This window comes from Streptomyces sp. NPDC031049 (genome assembly GCF_055571015.1).
In genome coordinates, this window is sequence record NZ_JBVIGC010000008.1 from 133,247 (window position 1) to 150,991 (window position 17,745).

Annotated in this window: 16 protein-coding genes; 6 read left to right on the top strand and 10 right to left on the bottom strand. The window is 75.8% G+C overall.

Annotated elements, in window-relative coordinates:
* Positions 1–24: 24 nt before the first annotated feature.
* Positions 25–1,605, top strand: a complete 1,581-nt coding sequence (locus ACZ45Q_RS15995; protein WP_468260747.1) for a carboxylesterase/lipase family protein — start codon at positions 25–27, stop codon at positions 1,603–1,605.
* Positions 1,606–1,622: 17 nt separating this feature from the next.
* Here the strand turns inward: ACZ45Q_RS15995 and ACZ45Q_RS16000 are convergent, their stop codons facing one another.
* The 4 genes from ACZ45Q_RS16000 to ACZ45Q_RS16015 form a co-directional block, all read right to left on the bottom strand.
* Positions 1,623–2,186, bottom strand: a complete 564-nt coding sequence (locus ACZ45Q_RS16000) for a hypothetical protein (protein ID WP_468260750.1) — start codon at positions 2,184–2,186, stop codon at positions 1,623–1,625.
* On the bottom strand, positions 2,134–3,627 hold the full coding sequence (locus ACZ45Q_RS16005) for a PTS transporter subunit EIIC (protein WP_468260752.1): 1,494 nt from the start codon (positions 3,625–3,627) through the stop codon (positions 2,134–2,136). Before ACZ45Q_RS16005 ends, ACZ45Q_RS16000 begins: the two co-directional genes overlap by 53 nt.
* Positions 3,628–3,642: 15 nt before the next feature.
* Positions 3,643–4,578: an N-acetylmuramic acid 6-phosphate etherase gene (gene murQ / locus ACZ45Q_RS16010; RefSeq protein ID WP_468260755.1), complete on the bottom strand. Its 936-nt coding sequence runs from the start codon at positions 4,576–4,578 to the stop codon at positions 3,643–3,645.
* Positions 4,579–4,709: 131 nt separating this feature from the next.
* Entirely contained in the window at positions 4,710–5,696 is a 987-nt protein-coding gene (locus ACZ45Q_RS16015; protein ID WP_468260758.1) for a MurR/RpiR family transcriptional regulator, read from the bottom strand.
* A gap of 65 nt (positions 5,697–5,761) precedes the next feature.
* On the opposite strand from ACZ45Q_RS16015, the gene ACZ45Q_RS16020 reads away from it, so the two are divergent.
* Complete coding sequence (locus tag ACZ45Q_RS16020) at positions 5,762–6,142, top strand: hypothetical protein (RefSeq protein WP_468260761.1); 381 nt, start codon at positions 5,762–5,764, stop codon at positions 6,140–6,142.
* The gene (locus ACZ45Q_RS16025) at positions 6,139–6,417 is read left to right on the top strand and encodes a DUF4031 domain-containing protein (RefSeq protein WP_468260764.1); all 279 of its coding nucleotides are present in this window, start codon (positions 6,139–6,141) and stop codon (positions 6,415–6,417) included. The genes ACZ45Q_RS16020 and ACZ45Q_RS16025 overlap by 4 nt, the downstream gene beginning before the upstream one ends.
* Here ACZ45Q_RS16025 and ACZ45Q_RS16030 read toward each other — a convergent pair.
* Together ACZ45Q_RS16030 and ACZ45Q_RS16035 are read right to left on the bottom strand one after the other, a co-directional pair.
* Positions 6,377–7,486: a GNAT family N-acetyltransferase gene (locus ACZ45Q_RS16030; RefSeq protein WP_468260767.1), complete on the bottom strand. Its 1,110-nt coding sequence runs from the start codon at positions 7,484–7,486 to the stop codon at positions 6,377–6,379. The two genes, ACZ45Q_RS16025 and ACZ45Q_RS16030, sit on opposite strands and share 41 nt — an antisense overlap.
* A 10-nt stretch (positions 7,487–7,496) precedes the next feature.
* The gene (locus tag ACZ45Q_RS16035; RefSeq protein ID WP_468260770.1) at positions 7,497–8,186 is read right to left on the bottom strand and encodes an HD domain-containing protein; all 690 of its coding nucleotides are present in this window, start codon (positions 8,184–8,186) and stop codon (positions 7,497–7,499) included.
* A 40-nt stretch (positions 8,187–8,226) separates the two neighbouring features.
* On the opposite strand from ACZ45Q_RS16035, the gene ACZ45Q_RS16040 reads away from it, so the two are divergent.
* Both ACZ45Q_RS16040 and ACZ45Q_RS16045 read left to right on the top strand, forming a co-directional pair.
* On the top strand, positions 8,227–8,907 hold the full coding sequence (locus ACZ45Q_RS16040; RefSeq protein WP_468260772.1) for a maleylpyruvate isomerase family mycothiol-dependent enzyme: 681 nt from the start codon (positions 8,227–8,229) through the stop codon (positions 8,905–8,907).
* 90 nt (positions 8,908–8,997) lie between these two features.
* Complete coding sequence (locus tag ACZ45Q_RS16045; RefSeq protein WP_468260775.1) at positions 8,998–9,687, top strand: copper homeostasis protein CutC; 690 nt, start codon at positions 8,998–9,000, stop codon at positions 9,685–9,687.
* 45 nt (positions 9,688–9,732) lie between these two features.
* On the opposite strand, the gene ACZ45Q_RS16050 is transcribed toward ACZ45Q_RS16045, so the two are convergent.
* Entirely contained in the window at positions 9,733–11,793 is a 2,061-nt protein-coding gene (locus ACZ45Q_RS16050) for a HelD family protein (protein WP_468260778.1), read from the bottom strand.
* A 348-nt stretch (positions 11,794–12,141) separates the two neighbouring features.
* On the opposite strand from ACZ45Q_RS16050, the gene ACZ45Q_RS16055 reads away from it, so the two are divergent.
* Entirely contained in the window at positions 12,142–12,327 is a 186-nt protein-coding gene (locus ACZ45Q_RS16055; RefSeq protein WP_468260781.1) for a hypothetical protein, read from the top strand.
* 115 nt (positions 12,328–12,442) lie between these two features.
* On the opposite strand, the gene ACZ45Q_RS16060 is transcribed toward ACZ45Q_RS16055, so the two are convergent.
* From ACZ45Q_RS16060 to ACZ45Q_RS16070, 3 genes are all read right to left on the bottom strand, one after another.
* On the bottom strand, positions 12,443–14,083 hold the full coding sequence (locus tag ACZ45Q_RS16060) for a DNA repair helicase XPB (protein WP_468260784.1): 1,641 nt from the start codon (positions 14,081–14,083) through the stop codon (positions 12,443–12,445).
* A 70-nt stretch (positions 14,084–14,153) separates the two neighbouring features.
* Positions 14,154–14,363, bottom strand: coding sequence for a hypothetical protein (locus ACZ45Q_RS16065; RefSeq protein ID WP_468260787.1), 210 nt, complete (start codon positions 14,361–14,363; stop codon positions 14,154–14,156).
* 403 nt (positions 14,364–14,766) lie between these two features.
* Complete coding sequence (locus tag ACZ45Q_RS16070; RefSeq protein ID WP_468260790.1) at positions 14,767–17,700, bottom strand: helicase-associated domain-containing protein; 2,934 nt, start codon at positions 17,698–17,700, stop codon at positions 14,767–14,769.
* Between the last annotated feature and the right edge of the window lie 45 nt (positions 17,701–17,745).

The window sequence follows — 17,745 nt, forward strand, 5'->3', positions numbered from 1 at the left end:
CAGCGACGGGCTAGTGTCCGGTGCATGACGAACCCTGAACCCGTGGCAACGGCCGGACCCGTGGTGCGTACCGCCGCCGGTGCGGTGCGCGGACGGCGGGAGGGCGGCCTGGCCGTCTTCCGCGGCATACCGTTCGCGCAGGCACCGGTCGGCGCAGCCCGGTTCGCGGCCCCGCGCCCGCCCCGCCCCTGGGACGGCACCCGCGACGCGTACGTCTTCGGCCCGCCGGCCCCGCAGGAGGCGGGCGCGCTGGGCCGCGCGGCCACCCAGGCCCTCCCGGCGGGCGACGAGTGGCTGACGGTCAACGTGTGGACGCCCGACCCCGATCCGGCCGCCCGCCGGCCGGTGATGGTCTGGATCCACGGCGGCGCGTACAAGATCGGCCACTCCGGCAGCCCCGGCTACGACTCCCGGCTGATCGCCACGGCCGGCGACGTCGTGGTCGTCACCCTCAACTACCGCCTCGGCATCGAGGGGTTCGCCCGCATCGAGGGCGCGCCCGCCAACCGGGGCCTGCTCGACCAGGTGGCCGCCCTGGAGTGGGTGCGGGACAACATCGCGGCGTTCGGCGGCGACCCCGGCCAGGTCACCGTCTTCGGCGAGTCGGCGGGCGCCGGTTCGGTCGCGGCGCTGCTCGCCATGCCGAGGGCGGCCGGCCTGTTCCGGCGGGCCATCGCCCAGAGCGCCCCCAGCCCCTTCTTCTCCGACGACCTCGCCCGCGACATGGCCACGGCCCTGGCCGCCGAGGCCGGTCTGCCCCCGACGGCCGCCGCCCTGTCGGAGACCGACCCGCGCGAACTCCCGGCGGCGGGCGAGGCCCTGGCCGCCAAGATGGCCCAGTACACCGACCGCTGGGGTCAGGCCGCGCCCACCCGCACCCCCTTCGCGCCCGTCGTCGACGGCGACGTCCTGCCGACCACCCCGTGGCGGGCACTGGCCGCCGGGGCGGGGCGGGACGTCGAGCTGGTCGTCGGGCACAACCGCGACGAGTTCCGCCTGTTCACCGCCATGGCCGGACGCCTCGGGCAGGCCACCGAGGAGCAGGCGGCGAGGACCCTGCGCCTGTACGCGCCGTCGGCGCAGGGAGCGCAGGGAGCGCAGGGAGCGCAGGGAGCGCAGGGCGCGGACGGCGAGGCCGCGTACCGGGCGGCGTTCCCGGACGCGACGCCGGGCGAGCTGCACGAACGCGTGCAGACGGACTGGCTGTTCGCCATCCCGTCCCTGCGCCTGGCCGAGGCGCAGGTGACCGGCGGCGGCCGGGCCCACCTCTACGTGCTGACCCTCCCGGCCCCCGCCGACCCCGCCCTGGGCGCCTGCCACGCCCTGGACATCCCGCTGCTCTTCGGCACCTTCGGCGCCGACCTCGGTCCGCTGTTCTTCGCGGGCGCGGAGCCCGCGCCGGAGGTCAGGGCGCTGTCCGACCTCGTCCGCCGCGCCTGGACGACGTTCGCCGCGACCGGCGATCCCGGCTGGCCGGCGTACGACCCCCGGCAGCGGCCGGTGCAGATCCTCGACGCGGACCCGAGGGTCGCGCCCTACCCGCAGGAGACGTCCCGCCGGCTGTGGGAGGGCACGGAGTTCGACGCCCTGCCGCTCCTGGGCTGACCGCCCGGGCGAGGCGGCTACGGCATCGGCTCGGGGTCCGTGCGCAGCGGGGTGCCCCAGACGTGCAGGACCTCGTAGTCGGTGAACTCGTGGACCAGGCGGTAGGCGGGGGCCGGGTGCGGGCCGCGCCGCTGGGCCGCGAGATACAGCTCGGCCTCGCGACGGTCCCTGCGGGGGGTGCCGCACAGCTGCCACTCCTGGCCGTTCCACAGCTCCGGCAGCCAGCGCTGCTGGGGCTGGGGGCGGTCGCCGCGCACCCCGTAGCGGGACTGGGCGCGCTCGGTGGGCTGCGGGCGGGCCGCCGGGCCGGTGAACTCCGCGCGCCGGGCGGCCCGGCGGCGGGTCTCGCACAGCAGGCACAGGTCCGGTGCGCTCTCGTCCACCGGGCCGGTCGGGTGCTCCGGGCAGCGGGTCGACGGGGGCGCCGTCGTGACGCTGTCCTCCAGCAGGTCCAGGGCGCGCTTCAGGTCCGCCCCGACCTCGTGCAGCCGGGCGTCGGGGGTGTCGGCGGTCAGGGCCTCGCCGTGCTCACCGAGGAGACGCAGGGCGCGGCCCAGGGCGGTCAGCTGGGCGTGGTTCATGGTCCTCAGAATCGCATACGCCACTGACACCCCCGAGCCCGAAGAAGTACGTGGCCGCGAAGCCGACCGCGTACCCCGTCAGCAGTCCGCCCCCGTACACCGCCGCCGTCGCCGCCCAGCCGCCGCCGCCCGCCAGCAGCGGGAACAGGGCCCAGCCCGACGGGCCGATCGCCGTCGCGCCGGTCTCCGTGCCGAGCATCGCGAACGCACCGACGAAGCCGCCGCCCGCCGCGCCGCCCACACAGGCCGTGAGGAAGGGGCGGCCGAGGGGGAGCGAGACGCCGTAGATGAGGGGCTCGCCCACGCCCAGCAGGCCCGCGGGGAGCGCCGATCTGATCGTCGTGCGGAGGGAGGTGTCGTGGCGCAGCCGGACGTACACGGCCGCCGCCGCGCCGACCTGGCCGGCGCCGGCCATGGCGAGGACGGGCAGCAGGACGGTGTGGCCCTGCTGGTCGATGAGGGTGGTGTGGATCGGGATCAGGGCCTGGTGCAGGCCCAGCATCACCAGGGGGAGGAAGAGGCCGCCGAGCAGCAGGCCGGCCAGGGCGCCCGTCGTCGTGAGCAGCCAGTTCGCCGCCGCGCCGATGGCCGAGGAGACCGCGCCGGCCGTGGCCATCAGGACGTACAGGGTGATCAGGCCGCAGACGAGGACCGTCACGGTGGGCGTGAGGAGGACGTCCAGCGTGCCGGGGAGCCGGGCGCGGCACCACTTCTCCACGTACGTGCCGAGGAAGGCCGCGGCGAGGGCGCCGAGGACGCCGCCCTGGCCGGGGGTGAGCGCCGTGCCGAACACCGTGACCTGGGCGACCCCGGGGTAGACCACCACGGCGGCGACCGCGCCGCCGAGCACCGGGGTACCGCCGAACTCCTTGGCCGTGTTGTGCCCGACGAAGACCGCGATCAGGGCCATGAAGGCGGAGGAGAGGGCGGTGAGCGCCGGGGTGAGGCCGGGCAGCCAGCCCGCGTTGCGCAGCAGGCCGGCGACGCCGGCCAGGATGCCGCAGCCGATCAGGGCGGGGATGAGCGGGACGAAGACGCCCGCCACCCGGCGCAGGGCCGTCTTCAGCGGGGTGCTGTTGCGCTGCCCGCGTCCCGCCCGCAACCGCTCCCCGCGACGGGCCAGTTGCTCCGCGGCCGTCGGTGCCGCGCCGCGTTCCGCCGCCGCCCGCGGCTCCGCGGCCGTCGGTGCCGCCAGCAGGCGCTCGAACTCCTCCGTGACCCGCCCCACCACCCCGGGCCCCAGCACGACCTGGTACGACTCCCCGTCCTCGACGACGCCCAGCACCCCGGGCAGGGCCCGCAGCTCGGCGTCGTGCACCCGGGAGCGGTCGGCGAGGCCCAGGCGGAGGCGGGTGATGCAGTGGGCGACGGAGACGATGTTCGCGGGGCCGCCCACCAGGGGCAGGAGCGCGGCGGCCGTGGAGCGGGGGTCGTGGGGCACCCCCCGAGCGTGCGGTCAGCGGGCCGCCGCCGCCAGCGCGGCGCGCAGATGCCCGCCGGAGTCCTCCAGAAGGCGGGCGGCCGTCGGGCCGTCCACGTCGGCCAGCAGGGTCAGGATGGCGTTCTTCACCTCGCCGTCGGTGGCGGCGAGCGCGCGCTCGACGTCGGCGTCGTCGGCACCGGTGGCGAGCGCGACGATCCGCCGCGACCGGGCGCGCAGCTTGTCGTTGGAGGCGCGGACGTCGACCATCAGGTTCCCGTACGTCTTGCCGAGCCGGATCATCGTGATCGTCGACAGCATGTTGAGGACCAGCTTCTGCGCGGTGCCCGCCTTCAGCCGGGTGGAGCCGGTGATCAGCTCGGGGCCGGTGACGACCTCGATGCCGTGGTCGGCGGCGGCGGCCAGGGCGCTGCCGCCGTTGCACGCCAGGCCGACGGTCAGGGCGCCCCGGGCCCGGGCGTGCTCCACCGCCGCGATCGCGTACGGGGTGCGGCCGGAGGCGGAGACGCCGACCACCGCGTCCTCGGCGGTGAGCGCGAGCGCGTCCAGGTCGGCGCGGGCCAGCTCGGCGGAGTCCTCGGCGCCCTCCACGGAGGTCACCATGGCCTCGGAGCCGCCCGCGATCAGGCCGACGACCTGGCCGGGCGCGGTGTTGAAGGTCGGCGGGCACTCGGAGGCGTCCAGCACACCGAGCCGGCCGGCGGTGCCCGCGCCCGCGTAGACCAGCCGTCCGCCGCGGGCCATCCGGGCGGCCACGGCGTCGACGGCGGCGGCGATCTGCGGCAGCCGCTCGGCGACCGCGGCGGGCACCCCGGCGTCCTCGCCGTTCATCAGCCGTGCGATGTCCAGCGTGGGCAGCCGGTCGATGTCGGCCAGTTCGGGCCGGAAGGCCTCGGTGGTGAGGTGCTCCAACTGGGAGCGGAGGTCGGGGTGACGGGGGGTGGCAGTCATGGCGGAGCGGCTCTCTTCGGCTTCCGTGTGTGTCTGGGCCCCGAGGGACCGGGGGCTTCTGTCGCTGTGCGGCTCCGCCGCGCGGCCACGACCGCCACGGACGGCCCGCGGCCGGTCGTGGCGCTGCGGCCCTACGGTCTGCCGCGCGGCCCTCCGTGCCGGTGGGCGAGCGCCTCGTACGACGCGGAGAGCGCCGGCGCCGCCACGTCGTACGTCCGCTGCGCCACCCCCACGAACAGGCAGTCCACGATCAGCAGCTGACTGGTCCGGGACGACATCGCCGCAGGCCGCAGCTCGCTCTCCCGCGAGGTGGACGTGGTCAACACGTGGTCGGCGTACTGCGTGATCGCGCTGTCGGGGCGGCCGGTGACGGCGATCGTCGTCGCGCCGTGCTCGAAGGCCACCCGCAGCGGCTCGATCACGTCCCCGGTCGAACCGGAGTGGGTGATGGCGATGGCGACGTCCCCGGACCGCAGCTGCACCGCGTTGGTGACGGCGAGGTGCGGGTCGCCCGGCGCGTGGGCTATCAGGCCTATGCGCAGCAGTTTCTGGGTGAGGTCCTGGGCGACCAGGCCGGAGGCGCCGATGCCGTACACATCGGTGCGGCGGGCGGCGGCCAGGGCGGTGACGGCGGCGCCGAGCTGCGCGGTGTCCAGTCCGGCGGCCGTGTCGGCGAGGGTCTGCTGCTCCTCGTAGGCGAGCTTGGCCACCACGTCGGCGATCGGGTCGTCCACCGCGATGTCGGTGGTGATGGCGGGGGCGCGGCCGGACTGCTGCTGGGCGGCGAGGCCGGCGAGGGCCAGGCGCAGATCGCGGTAACCGGGGTAGCCGAGCAGGCGGGCGGTGCGCACGACGGTCGCCTCGCTGGTGCCGGTCAGTTCGGCGAGGCCGGTGACGGTGAGGGCGGCGCAGCCCGCCGGGTCGCTCGCGACGGCCTCGGCGACGCGCTGCATGGAGCGGGTCATCGACGGCGCCAGCGTGCGCACCTTGGCCGCGAGGGCGGCGGGCGCGGGCGCGGGGGCCGGGGCGCCGCCCGCGGCGGACGCCCGTCCCGCCGGTGCGGGCCCGTCGCCGTCGGCGGACGCCCGTGCGAAAGTTTCCTTCACTTCCTCGGTCACCTGTGAAAGATATTTTCGGATCGGGGGCCCGTCAAGAGTGCGGGCGGCGTGCGCACAATGGGTGCATGGATCCCGTCAGCCCCTTGGAGCAGGCCCTGCACGCCGCGCGCGCCCTCGTCCTTGCCGACCTGGTGGCGGGGGACGTGGCCGAGGCGGACGTCGTCTCGCTCGTCGAGGAGTCCGTCGTGCAGCGGCGGTGGTGGGTCGAGCAGTGGCCCGAGGGCGCCGAGTTCGTGGCCGGGCTGGTCGCGCAGGACGTGCAGGACGCGCTGCTGGAGCGGTACGGCCGCTGGCCGCTGTGCCCCGTGTGCGGCTCCGGCGACCCGCACGCGCTGGACGTCGAGCCGGAGTTGGGCCCCGACCCGCACTGGGTGTGCGGCAAGGCGGGCGTGAAGGTGGCGGCGGTCGGCTCGCTGGGCCGCGCCCTCGGGGCGCCGGACTCGTGACCGTCTACATCGACCCGCCGACCTGGCCCGGCCACGGACGGCTCTGGTCGCACCTGGTCAGCGACGTCTCCTACGACGAACTGCACGCGTTCGCCGCCCGGCTGGGCGTGCCCCGGCGCGCTTTCGAACGCGACCACTACGACATCCCCGCCCACCGGTACGCGGACGCGGTGGCCGCCGGGGCGGTGCGGGTCGGCAGCCGCGAGGTGGTGCGGCTGCTGCACGGGGCGGGCCTCAGGCGCCGCAAGGGCGGGAGCCGGCCGCGCAGTTCGTAGGCGGACCACTCCTCTCGTAGGCGAACCACTCGTCGCCCTCGGAGACCCGAGTGAAGCCGGCGCGGTCGAGGACCCGCTGGGAAGCGGTGTTGGCGGGCTCCGTCCGCGCGTGCACGCACGTCACCTCCTCCCGCTCCAGCGCCCACGCCGTGAGGGTGCGCAGCGCCTCCGTCGCGTACCCGTGGCCGCGCGCCGCCTCCACGAGGTCGTAGCCGACCTCCACCCGGCCGTCCTCGTCCGGGGGGCCGTGGAAGCCCATCGCGCCGACCGCCAGCCCGTCGTCCCGGCGGACCAGCACGAACATGCCCCACTCGGGGCGGTGCGCGCCCTCCTCGTAGGCCTTCGCCAGCAGCCCGGCGCCCTCCCGGGTGCCCTCGACCGGCCCGCCCTGGAGCCACCGGAAGCCGCCGTCGCCGCACAGGCCGAGATCCTGGGCGGCGGCCGGGGTGACGCCCTCGAGCGTGAGCCGCTCGGCGGGCAGGACCAGGTTGTTGTACCAGCGCCACCCGGTCACCCGGGCCCGGCCGGGCAGCTCGCCGCGGCCGGTGGCCCACAGCAGCGTGCGCCAGGGGTCGGCGGCCGGCCGGACGTGCGGGAAGATCCGGGTCAGCACGTACGTACAGACCTCGGCGGGCGGCGTGAAGTCCACGCCCAGCCCCTCGGCCATGTCGTGGGTGTGCAGCAGCACCTCGGCGATGCCCATGGCGGCGAAGCCCTCGCGGTTCGCGCTGCGGAAGGGGTAGGGGTGGAAGGCGCGGACCTCCCGGGGCGTGGTGCGGACGGTGGCGGCGAGCAGGCCGCCCATCGCCTCGACCACCCGCAGCGTGCCCTCGTTGCCGGTGCCCTCCTCGAGGCCGATCTCGAAGGGGACGTAGGCGTCGCCCGCCCGTCCGGTGAGCTGTGCCGCGTACCCGACGAGGCACTCGGCGACGTGCGTGGCCGTCGCCCGCACGCTCCAGTCCAGGCCGCCCGCCGCCACCTCCTCCCAGTCCCGGTCCGTCGCCGCCCGCAGCGCCTCCACGGCGCAGCCGACGGCCTCCGTCACGCGTTCCCCGCCCATGTTCCGCATGCCGCGCAGGCTACGGCGCCGGGTCCTCGGGGGACGACAGCATTTCCAGCTCGGCGGCGAGGTTGTAGCGGGCCGTCGGCTCCCACTCCCGCCGCCCGTGCGGGGTGTGGAACAGCCGGGGCAGGTCCAGCAGCCGGCGCAGGATCGCGGCGCGGCCGGTGCGGAAGGCGTCGTTGGGCACGAAGTGGTACTCCTCGCGCACGGCCGCGGTGTAGGCGGCGTACGCCGACGGCGGCGCGGCCAGGACCGCCAGGTCGGCGTCGCACAGCACCTGGCCGTTGCGGTCGTCGTCGGCGGGGTCGTGCGCGACGGTGAGCCGGACCAGGCGGGCCACCTCGGCGGTCGTCGCCTCCGGCACGCCGGCCTCGGGCAGGGCCCGCTCGGCGAGCCGGGCGGACCGCTCCTCGTTCTCGGAGCGGTCGGGCAGGTAGACGGCGTCGTGGAACCAGGCGGCGAGGCGTACGGCGTCCGGGTCGGCGGCGTGCTCCTGGAGCAGGTCGACGTGGCCGAGGACGGCGGTGAGGTGGGCGAGGGTGTGGTAGCGGCGCTGCGGCTCCTGCCAGCGGGCGAGCAGGTTGTCGGCGTAGGGCGCGGGGTCGGGACGGGGGGCCGGGGACGGGGCTGAGGGCTCCGTCGCGGAACGGCGGGCTCCGTCCAGGGCACGGGCGAAACGGGTGCGCAGCGCGTCGAGATCGGCCATGCGCCCATTCTCGGCCCCCGTCCGCCCCTAGCGTGGAGTCATGACGACACCTGCTGACGTGCACGACGTACGCGACCCGGAGCTGCCGGGGCGGCTGCTGGCCACCGAGCGGGACGCACTGGTGCCGCTGCTGCGGTCGCGGAAGGACGAGGACTTCGCGCTGCCGGTGGTGGCGTGCCCGGGCTGGACGGTGCGGGACGTGGTGGCGCACTGCTCCTCCGCGCTGATCCGGGTGGTGGAGAAGCGTTTCGAGGAGGGCGTCTACTCGCCCGAGTCCAACGACCGGGACATCGCCGAGCGCGCCGACTGGACCAACCAGCAGATCGTGGACGAGCTGGAGCGGGGCATGACCGAGGCCGGGCCGCGGATCGGCCGGGCGGGCGGCGTCCTGGACGGGATCGCGCTGGGCGAGTGGGTGCACGCCGGTGATGTGCGCGTGGCGCTCGGGGAGCCGGGGGCGTACGCCGGGCCCGGTCTGCCGGACGCGCTGGCGCTGCTGGCCACGGTCACCCGCGCGTGGGGGAAGCCGGCGCTGCACGCCGACCTCGACGACGTGGACCAGCCGCTGAAGCTGGGCGAGGCGAGCGGGGACCGGCCGCCGGGCCGGTTCATCGGCGACGCCCCGACGCTCATCCGGCTCTACGCGGGGCGGCCGGTGGACGGGGCCACGTTCGAGCTGGCCGGAGTGGAACAGGCGGAGCTGAACATCTTCGGCGGCTGACCGGGGCCGTCGGCGGGGACACAGGGCGTAGTCTTAGATTGGACTAGACCTCTAGCGCCACCACCCGTAGCCGTCGACGAATGGGGTCCCATGAGCAAGCGTGCAGTCCTGGAGGTGATCGCCCTCGACGTCGAGGACGCGGTCGCCGCCCAGGCCGGAGGCGCGGACCGCCTCGAACTGGTCACCGACATGGCGGCCGACGGGCTCACCCCGTCGGCCGCGACCGTCGCCGCGATCCGCGCGGCCGTCGACATCGACGTCCGGGTGATGCTGCGGCTGGCGGACGGGTTCGCGGCCGGGGACGTCGAGCGGCTCGCACGGGTCGCGGGTCAGATGCGGCAGGCGGGGGCGGAGCAGTTCGTGCTGGGCTTCCTCGATCCGCACGGCGGGGTGGACCTGCCGGCGGTGGAGCGGGTCGCCGGGGTGCTGGAGGGCTGCCGGTGGACGTTCCACCGGGCGATCGACCGGGCCGCCGACCGGGACGCGCTGCGCAAGCAGCTCGGGGAGCTGCCCGGGCTGGACACGTATCTGACGGCCGGGGCGGCCGGCGGCGTCGACGAGGGGATGCCGACGCTGCTCGCCGAGGCGCGGCGGCGGGGTGAGCCGGGGTACGAGCAGCAGCTGCTCGTCGGGGGCGGGCTGCGGCTGGATCATGTGCCGGCGCTGCTGGAGGCCGGGATCGACGCCTTTCACATCGGGGGTGCGGCGCGGCCCGCCGGGTGGGGCGGGCCGGTTTCCGCGGAGGCCGTCGCGGAGTGGCGGCGGGTGCTCGGGGGTTGATGCGCGGGGGTGTTTTCGCGGGCCCGGCGTTGTGGCTGTGGGCGGCTATGCCGTCAGTTGGGGCGGCAGGTCGGTGGCGTGGGTGACGAGCAGGCCCGAGACCGCTCGGGTCAGGCATACGTACAGGCGGCGCAGGCCGGTGCGTTCGTCCGGTTCGCCGTCGACGATCGCGCCGGGCTCGTCGAGGACCACGTAGTCGTATTCCAGGCCCTTCGCCAGCGAGGCCGGGACCAGCGCGAGGCGGGTGTCCCGCGTCGTCTCCTCGCCGGGGGCGAGGTGGGCGATGCCCTCCGCCGTGAGGGCCGCCGCCAGGTCCGGGACGCGGGCGTCGGCGGCGATCAGCCCGACCGAGCCCTCGTTGCGCAGCAGTTCCCGGCAGGCCGCCACGACGTCCGCGATGCCGGCGGCGGCCTTGCGGATCTCGAAGAAGCCCGGGTTCTCCCGGATGGACGCCACCGGCGTCAGGCCCGGCGCGATGTGCGGCAGCAGCCGGGAGGCGTAGGCGATGACGTCCGTCGGCACGCGGAAGCCGGCCGTCAGCTCCTCGATCACGGCCGTGTCCTTGCCGAGGTGGCCGAGGGCCTCCTGCCAGCTCCGGGTCGCCCAGGGGGTGGTGCCCTGCGCCAGGTCGCCGAGGACGGTGGCGCTGCCGGTGGTGCAGCGGCGGCCGACCGCGCGGTACTGCATCGGGGAGAGGTCCTGGGCCTCGTCCAGGACGACGTGGCCGAGGGAGTGCGTGCGCTCGATCAGGTCGGTGGCCTCGTCGATCAGGACGGCGTCCGCGGGCGACCACCTGGCGGACTTCACCGACCGGGCCGGCCGCGTCCACAGGACCGCCTTCTGCTCGTCCTCGGTCAGGAGGCCGTCGGCGTGCTCGGCGAGGAACCCGGCGTCCGACAGCAGGCGCAGCACCAGCTTCGCCGGGTCGACGGCCGGCCAGACCGCCTTCACGGCCGCCTTGACCGCCGCGTTGCGCGCCACCGCGTTCTGCACCCGGTCGTCCGGGGCCTCCCCGGCCCGCTCCATCTGCACCAGCACGGCGTGCGCGATGCGCTGCGGCAGGGCCTCGCGTGCGGCGCTGTAGCGGATGTCGCGGTCGAGCAACTCGCGGACGATCCCCTCCAGTTCGTACGCCGGCACCCGCCAGCGGCGTGAGCCGCGCACCACGACCACCGGCTCCGTGGGCGGGGTGACGTGCGCGTACAGCGCCCGGCGCAGCACCTCGGCCATCCGCGCGTCGCCCTTGATCACCGCCGTCGCGGCCTCGTCCGTGCCGCGCACCTCCACGTGCGCGACCAGGTCGTCCACCGTGGCCTGGCGGACCGTCAGCTCACCGAGGGCGGGCAGCACCTGCTCGATGTAGTGCAGGAAGGATCTGTTCGGGCCGATGACCAGGGTGCCGGTGCGTGCCAGGCGCTCGCGGTGGGCGTAGAGGAGGTAGGCGACCCGGTGCAGGCCGACGGCGGTCTTCCCGGTCCCGGGCCCGCCCTGCACGCACACGGTGCCGCCGAGACCGGCCCGCACGATCTCGTCCTGCTCGGGCTGGATGGTCGCCACGATGTCGCGCATCGGGCCGACGCGGGGCCGTTCGATCTCCTGCTGGAGCAGCTTGCTGGTGGCCGCCGCCTCGGCGGGGTCCGACAGGTGCTCGTCCTCGTACGCCGTCAGCTCGCCGCCGGTGTAGCCGAAGCGGCGGCGCAGCCCGATGTCCATGGGGTCCTTCTTGGACGCCCGGTAGAAGGGCTGCGAGACCGGCGCCCGCCAGTCGATGACCATGGGGTCGCCGTCGGCGTCGTGCACGTGCCGCCGCCCGATGTAGAACCTCTCGCCCCCGGCGCCCTCCGCCTGCTCGGCACCGGGAGCGTGCAGGTAGTCCAGCCGGCCGAAGAACAGCGGGGTGTCGCTGAGGTCGGCCAGGGCCTTGATGCGGTCCTCGATCTGCCGCTCGAGGACGGCGGCGTTGACCCAGTTCGCGGTGACGTCGGTGATGTCGAGGGACTCGACGTCCTCCCGCATGGCGCGCAGCGCGGAGCGGGACGCGGCCAGGTGGGAGCGCTCTCGGGCGAGGGGGTCGGCGGTCGTGTCGTCGTGGACGGGCGTGGACAAGGCGGTGCCTCCGGAAGACCTGCTGCGTGGCGGGGTGCGCGAGGCGCGCGGGGGTACGCGAGGTGCGTGATGCCGGCCGGTTTCCGTCCGGGCGGCGGCTCTCCGTGGGGAGGCGGGCAAGAGCGGAGAGTGTAGGGGAGCGCGTCAGCGGGGCGCCAACGGTTTTCTCCCCCCGGCTCCCCGGGGTCCGCGCGTTCCCGGTCCACGTGCGCGGGCGCGCCCCGACCCCTAGGGGGCGCCCCCTCCCTGCCGGGGGGCACGCGTCGGTCCGCAGGCGTACGGAACGGGCCGCGAGGTTCGGTCCGAAGACCGACGCCAGGCTTATGTCCGCAATCGCACCATGGAGACATGAGCGCAGTAACCATCTCCCCCGCCCCGGCGCCGGGCCGCCCGTCCGGCGCCACGCCCGTGGCCGGCAGCCACCGGCACTGGCTCGGTGACGCCCTGCGCGCCGTCCGGGTCTTCGCAGGCGCCGCCTTCGACGTGGTCATCCTCGGTGAGTACGGGGAGGAGGCGGGCGTCCGCCGCCGCTGACCGGCGGTCTCTCTCCCTCCGCCCGCCTCCTCTCTCCCGAGGGGTCGACCGCCCCCCGAGGGGGGCTGCCGCCCTCCCGAGAGGGCTCCCGCCGGGACCGCCCCGCCGGGCCGCCTCAGCCGGCCAGGATCTCGTCCGCGTCCACGATCCGGTAGGCGTACCCCTGCTCCGCCAGGAAGCGCTGGCGGTGAGCGGCGAAGTCCTGGTCGATCGTGTCCCGGGCGACCACCGAGTAGAAGTGGGCCTGGTGCCCGTCCGACTTGGGCCGCAGCACCCGCCCCAGCCGCTGCGCCTCCTCCTGCCGCGACCCGAAGGTGCCCGAGACCTGGACGGCCACCGTGGCCTCCGGCAGATCGATGGAGAAGTTCGCGACCTTGGAGACGACGAGCACGCTGATCTCGCCCTGCCGGAAGGCCTCGAAGAGCTTCTCCCGCTGGGCGTTGGACGTCTCGCCCTTGATCACCGGCGCGCCCAGGTGTTCGCCCAGCTCGTCGAGCTGGTCGATGTACTGCCCGATGACCAGGATCTGCTGCCCGGCGAACCGGCGCACGATCGCCTCCGTCACCTTCCGCTTGGTCGCGGTCGTCGCGCAGAAGCGGTACTTCTCCTCCGTCTCGGCCGTGGCGTACGCCAGCCGCTCGGAGTCGGTGAGGCTGACCCGCACCTCCACGCAGTCGGCGGGCGCGATGTAGCCCTGCGCCTCGATCTCCTTCCAGGGGGCGTCGAAGCGCTTGGGCCCGATGAGGGAGAAGACGTCCGACTCGCGGCCGTCCTCGCGGACGAGCGTCGCCGTCAGGCCGAGCCGCCGCCGCGCCTGGAGGTCCGCCGTGAACTTGAAGACCGGCGCCGGCAGCAGGTGCACCTCGTCGTAGACGATCAGGCCCCAGTCCCGGGAGTCGAACAGCTCCAGGTGCGGGTAGACGCCCTTCCGCCGGGTCGTCAGCACCTGGTACGTGGCGATGGTGACCGGCCGGATCTCCTTCTTCGTCCCGCTGTACTCGCCGATCTCGTCCTCGGTCAGCGAGGTCCGCCTGACCAGCTCGTGTTTCCACTGCCGGGCGGAGACGGTGTTGGTCACCAGGATCAGCGTCGTCGACTTCGCCTGGGCCATGGCGCCCGCCCCGACCAGCGTCTTGCCCGCGCCGCACGGCAGCACGACGACACCGCTGCCGCCGTGCCAGAAGTTCTCCACCGCCTGCTTCTGGTACGGGCGCAGCGCCCAGCCGTCCTCGGCCAGCTCGATCGGGTGCGCCTCGCCGTCGACGTACCCGGCGAGGTCCTCGGCCGGCCAGCCCAGCTTCAGCAGCGTCTGCTTGATCTGCCCGCGCTCGGAGGGGTGCACGGCCACGGTGTCGGGGTCGATGCGGGCGCCGACCAGCGGCGTGATCCGCTTCGACTTCAGCACCTCCTCCAGCACCGGCCGGTCGGTGGTGGTCAGGACCAGGCCGTGCGCCGGGTGCTTGCTCAGGGTGAGCCGGCCGTAGCGGTCCATCGTCTCGGCGATGTCGACCAGCAGCGCGTGCGGCACGGGGTAGCGGCTGTACTCGACCAGCGCGTCCACGACCTGCTCGGCGTCGTGGCCGGCCGCGCGCGCGTTCCACAGGCCCAGCGGCGTGACCCGGTAGGTGTGGATGTGCTCCGGCGCCCGCTCCAGCTCGGCGAAGGGCGCGATGGCCCGGCGGCAGTCGTCGGCCAGCTCGTGGTCGACTTCCAGGAGCAGGGTCTTGTCGGACTGGACGATCAGCGGACCATTCACGGGCGGCACCCCTTCGCGTACGGCCGGACGGCTCGGCCAAACGTCCAGTTTGCCTGATCCTCGGGCGCCGCTAGCGCAGAGTGAGGTTGTTCACGAGCGGTCCCTCCACCGAGACACCCTCGGTGACCAGGCGCTCGACGCCGGCCGACGGCAGCGGCAGCGGCAGGGCGGACGCCCTCGGGGCGAGGGCGCCGAGCAGGGCGGCGCCGGTGATCAGGGCGGCGACGGAGACGGCGACGGCGGCACGGGCGGGGGAGGGACCTTCGGAACCGGGGTGCATGGCGTTCTGCCTGCCTTTCGTGGACGGGGGCGGGGGAGCGGGCCGGCCCAGCGGACTGGGCCGGCCCGGACCGGGGGCGGCAGGGGATCAGAAGGTCGCGCCTCCGGTGAGATCGATGCCGATGGCCGCGGCCTCGGCGGCGAACGCCCCGAGCAGAGCGACGGTGGAGGTCAGGACGGCGGCGGCACGACGGAGTGAACGCATCGGGAGCTTCCTTTCGCTTCGGTGGTGGGACACCCGGTGGCTGCCCCGCCGCCCGCCGCCCGATGCGGAAGATGAAGGAACATGAGAAAAGCTCGCTCCGGGGTGGGAAATCCCCGGCGTGGCGTGCATGAACGCCTGTGTACACCCGAAAGTGAGCAAGAAAGCGGAGGCCAGGACGTGGCCGCGTGAAGCCGGGGGGTCAACCGGCGTCGTCGGCCAGTTCCGCGACGCCGGTGATGCGGTGGAGCGGATACGTGCGCACCTCGTCGGCCGTGTGGTCGTACGCCGTCACGAAGCCGCCCTCCACCCGGATCGGGGCGAGGACCCGCTGGCTCGCGGCGCCGTCGGCGTTCACATAGCCGATCCACAGCGCCTCGCCGGTCAGCACGGCGGCCTGCATGGTGGCGAGGGTCTCCGCGGCGGAGGTGCGCGGCAGCTCGCCGGGGGACCCGGCGTCCGGGGACGGCTTGCGCGGCGCCGTGGAGGCCAGGTCACCGGCCCGGACGGCGCGGATCGCGGCCGCCAGCAGCGTGTCGTCCGGCACCGGCGGGCCGTCCGGCACCGGCTCGGGCGGTGTGCGCGGCGGGGTGCGGTGGGCGTCGGCGCGGGTGATCAGGACATCGCCCTCGGCGGACTCCGCGGCGGGCGCGAACCCCATGCCCCGCAGCCCCTCCAGCAGCGCCGCCGGGCCCGCCTGCGCGGCCAGCACGGTCGGGGCCAGCCGGCGCAGCCCGAGGCCCGCGGCCCGTTTGTCGGCCAGGATCTCGTTGAGCATGGCGTCGTCGTCGCAGCGCACGTACGCCGACGCCGCGCCCACCCGCAGGTGTCCGTGCCGGCGTGCCACGTCGTCGATCAGGTACGCCAGCGGCTGCGGCACCGGGGTGCGGGAGTGCGCGGCGAGGAAGGCGTGCAGGTCGGCGGCGGTCCGCCCGGCGTCCAGGGCGCGCCGCACCGAGCCGGGCGTGAACCGGTAGACGGTCGCGCCGCCCTTGGACTCCACGTCCGCCAGGACGCCCAGCATGTCCGCGAGCGGCCGCTCCAGCGGCCCCGGCGCCACCGCCGTGAGGTCCGCCTGGAGCAGCACGTGGTCCAGCGGCTCGGGCAGCAGCGGCGCGAGCAGCCGCGCGGCGGCGGCACAGGCGACGGCCTGCTCGGCGGGGGACAGGGGGAGGGGGTGCGGCCGGGCGGCGTGGGGCGGGGCCGTGGGCTCCGCCGCCGGGTGCGCGGCGGCGTGCGGCGCAGCGCCGGACCCGGCAGCCGCGCGCGCCGGCACCGGCCGGCGATGGTGGACGGGCAGCTTGTCCCCCGGCCCCCCGGACGACTCCGGCTCCCGTCCCGCCCCGGCCCCGGAGTCCACCGCCGCCCTGGAGTCCGCCGCCACTCCGGTGTCCGCCGCCGGTCCGCCCCCGGCCCGGGACGACGACGGCTCCGTCTCCGCCGGGGCGGACGACGCTTCCGCCTGCGCCGCGGACGCCGACGGTCGTGCCGGGGACGCCGACGGCCCCGCCGGGCCAGTCGTCGTCGACGGTCGTGCCGCGGACGCCGACGATCCCGCCGGGCCGGACGACGCCGACGGTCCGGCCGCGGACGCCGACGGTCCCGGTCCCGACGGCGGTCCTGCGTCCGCCCGGGACGGCGAGGGCTCCGCCGGGGACGGCTCCGGCGCCCCGATCAGGGCCCGTCCCGGGGACGACAGGGCGCCGCGTCCGGTCACGCCCAGCAGCTCCGCCTCCGACAGCGTCCACCGGGCGAGCCGGGCGCGCAGGTCGTCCTCCCGGCGCTGCGGACGCTCCCAGTGCAGCCGGGCCAGCACCGGCTCCGCCTCCGGCGCGGCACCCGGCCCCAGCTCCGCCAGCAGCCACAGCACCCGGTGCCGTACCTCCGGCGCCGCCGAACGGTCCAGCCCGGGGCCCAGCGCCGACAGCGTCCGGTCCTTGGCGTCCCGCCCGCCGACCAGCCCCGGCGTGCGCGTCGCCGTCAGCCACGCCCCGGCCAGCCGCGCCCAGCGCTCGGCGGCGGGCAGCTCGCGCCACTCGTCGTACGCCGGGGTGGCCGCGTACCGCTCGTCGGCCTCCCCGTCGGAGGCCAGCAGCCCGGCGGCGTAGGCCAGCTCCACCCAGAACGCGGCGACCGGCTCGGGCACGTCCAGGGCGACCGCCGTCCGCTTCAGATCGCGCACGCTCAGCCCGCCCGCCCGCAGCACCGCCGGGCCGCCCTCGTCCCAGTCCTTCAGCAGTTCCTCGACGGTGTTCAGCGCCGCCAGGGCCTGCCCGGCGGCGGTGGCGTCCACCAGCCGCGGCCGGTGCGTGGCGGCGGCCGGCACCGGCGGCGGCACCGGCTCGGGTGTGCGGTGCGCGCGGCCGGCCCGCAGATGCAGGGCGGCCTCGCGGGGCAGGACGACCGTGCCGGGCGCGGTCGGCAGCAGCAGCCCCCGGTCGAGCAGTCGGCGCAGCCGGGGCGCGGGATCGGCGGTGACCTGCCCGTAGGGCGGGCCCCAGACCAGGCGGTCCAGCACCTCGCGGGAGTCGTCGGGCACCTCGGCGAGCAGAGCCGCCATCCGCGCCCGGTCGGTGAACAGACCGGTGAGCGCGGTCACCGCGGACACCGGGTCGTGGGTGGAGGGCAGTCCGACGGCGCCGAGGATCTCCTGGATGCGGCCGGGGGACATCCCGGCGGTGGCCTCCTGCACGGTGGGCCCGAGACCGGTCGGGGACGGGTGCTGCGGGGAGGGCGCGAGCAGTTCGCGGGCCGTGCGCACCAGCCGCAGCCGGTCGTCGCCGCCCCACACCAGCGCCTGTTCGCGCAGCGTGCCCAGGGCGCGGGGCAGCGCGGCGACGACGGCCGCATCGCGCTCGTCGCCGGCCATGAGCCCGAGCACCTCGTCGTACGACGCCGGGTCCGCGGCCACGGCCAGCGCCTCCGCCGTCTGGAGCGCGAACCGGTCCAGCCGCTCCAGGGCGCGCACCACCGAGGCGCGGGTGCCCGCGCGGGTGGCGAGCTGCGTGAGGTCCGTGGGCACGGGAGTGACCAGGTCGGGACGGCTGCGCAGGAGGGCGGCCAGGGAGGCGTCGTCCCAGGCGCGGAGCGCTTCCGCGAGGGACCGGGGGGCCGCGGGCTTCTCCTCGGTGCTCATCCGCCCCACGGTAGCGGGTGGGTACGACGCGGGGGCATGCGTCGC

What these genes read in the sequence shown, in the direction of transcription:
- ACZ45Q_RS15995 (WP_468260747.1), top strand. Translation starts at nt 25, where the DNA reads ATGACGAACCCTGAACCCGTGGCAACGGCCGGACCCGTGGTGCGTACC.
- ACZ45Q_RS16000 (WP_468260750.1), bottom strand. Translation starts at nt 2,186, where the DNA reads ATGAACCACGCCCAGCTGACCGCCCTGGGCCGCGCCCTGCGTCTCCTC.
- murQ (WP_468260755.1), bottom strand. Translation starts at nt 4,578, where the DNA reads ATGACTGCCACCCCCCGTCACCCCGACCTCCGCTCCCAGTTGGAGCAC.
- ACZ45Q_RS16020 (WP_468260761.1), top strand. Translation starts at nt 5,762, where the DNA reads ATGGATCCCGTCAGCCCCTTGGAGCAGGCCCTGCACGCCGCGCGCGCC.
- ACZ45Q_RS16030 (WP_468260767.1), bottom strand. Translation starts at nt 7,486, where the DNA reads ATGCGGAACATGGGCGGGGAACGCGTGACGGAGGCCGTCGGCTGCGCC.
- ACZ45Q_RS16035 (WP_468260770.1), bottom strand. Translation starts at nt 8,186, where the DNA reads ATGGCCGATCTCGACGCGCTGCGCACCCGTTTCGCCCGTGCCCTGGAC.
- ACZ45Q_RS16040 (WP_468260772.1), top strand. Translation starts at nt 8,227, where the DNA reads ATGACGACACCTGCTGACGTGCACGACGTACGCGACCCGGAGCTGCCG.
- ACZ45Q_RS16045 (WP_468260775.1), top strand. Translation starts at nt 8,998, where the DNA reads ATGAGCAAGCGTGCAGTCCTGGAGGTGATCGCCCTCGACGTCGAGGAC.
- ACZ45Q_RS16055 (WP_468260781.1), top strand. Translation starts at nt 12,142, where the DNA reads ATGAGCGCAGTAACCATCTCCCCCGCCCCGGCGCCGGGCCGCCCGTCC.
- ACZ45Q_RS16065 (WP_468260787.1), bottom strand. Translation starts at nt 14,363, where the DNA reads ATGCACCCCGGTTCCGAAGGTCCCTCCCCCGCCCGTGCCGCCGTCGCC.
- ACZ45Q_RS16070 (WP_468260790.1), bottom strand. Translation starts at nt 17,700, where the DNA reads ATGAGCACCGAGGAGAAGCCCGCGGCCCCCCGGTCCCTCGCGGAAGCG.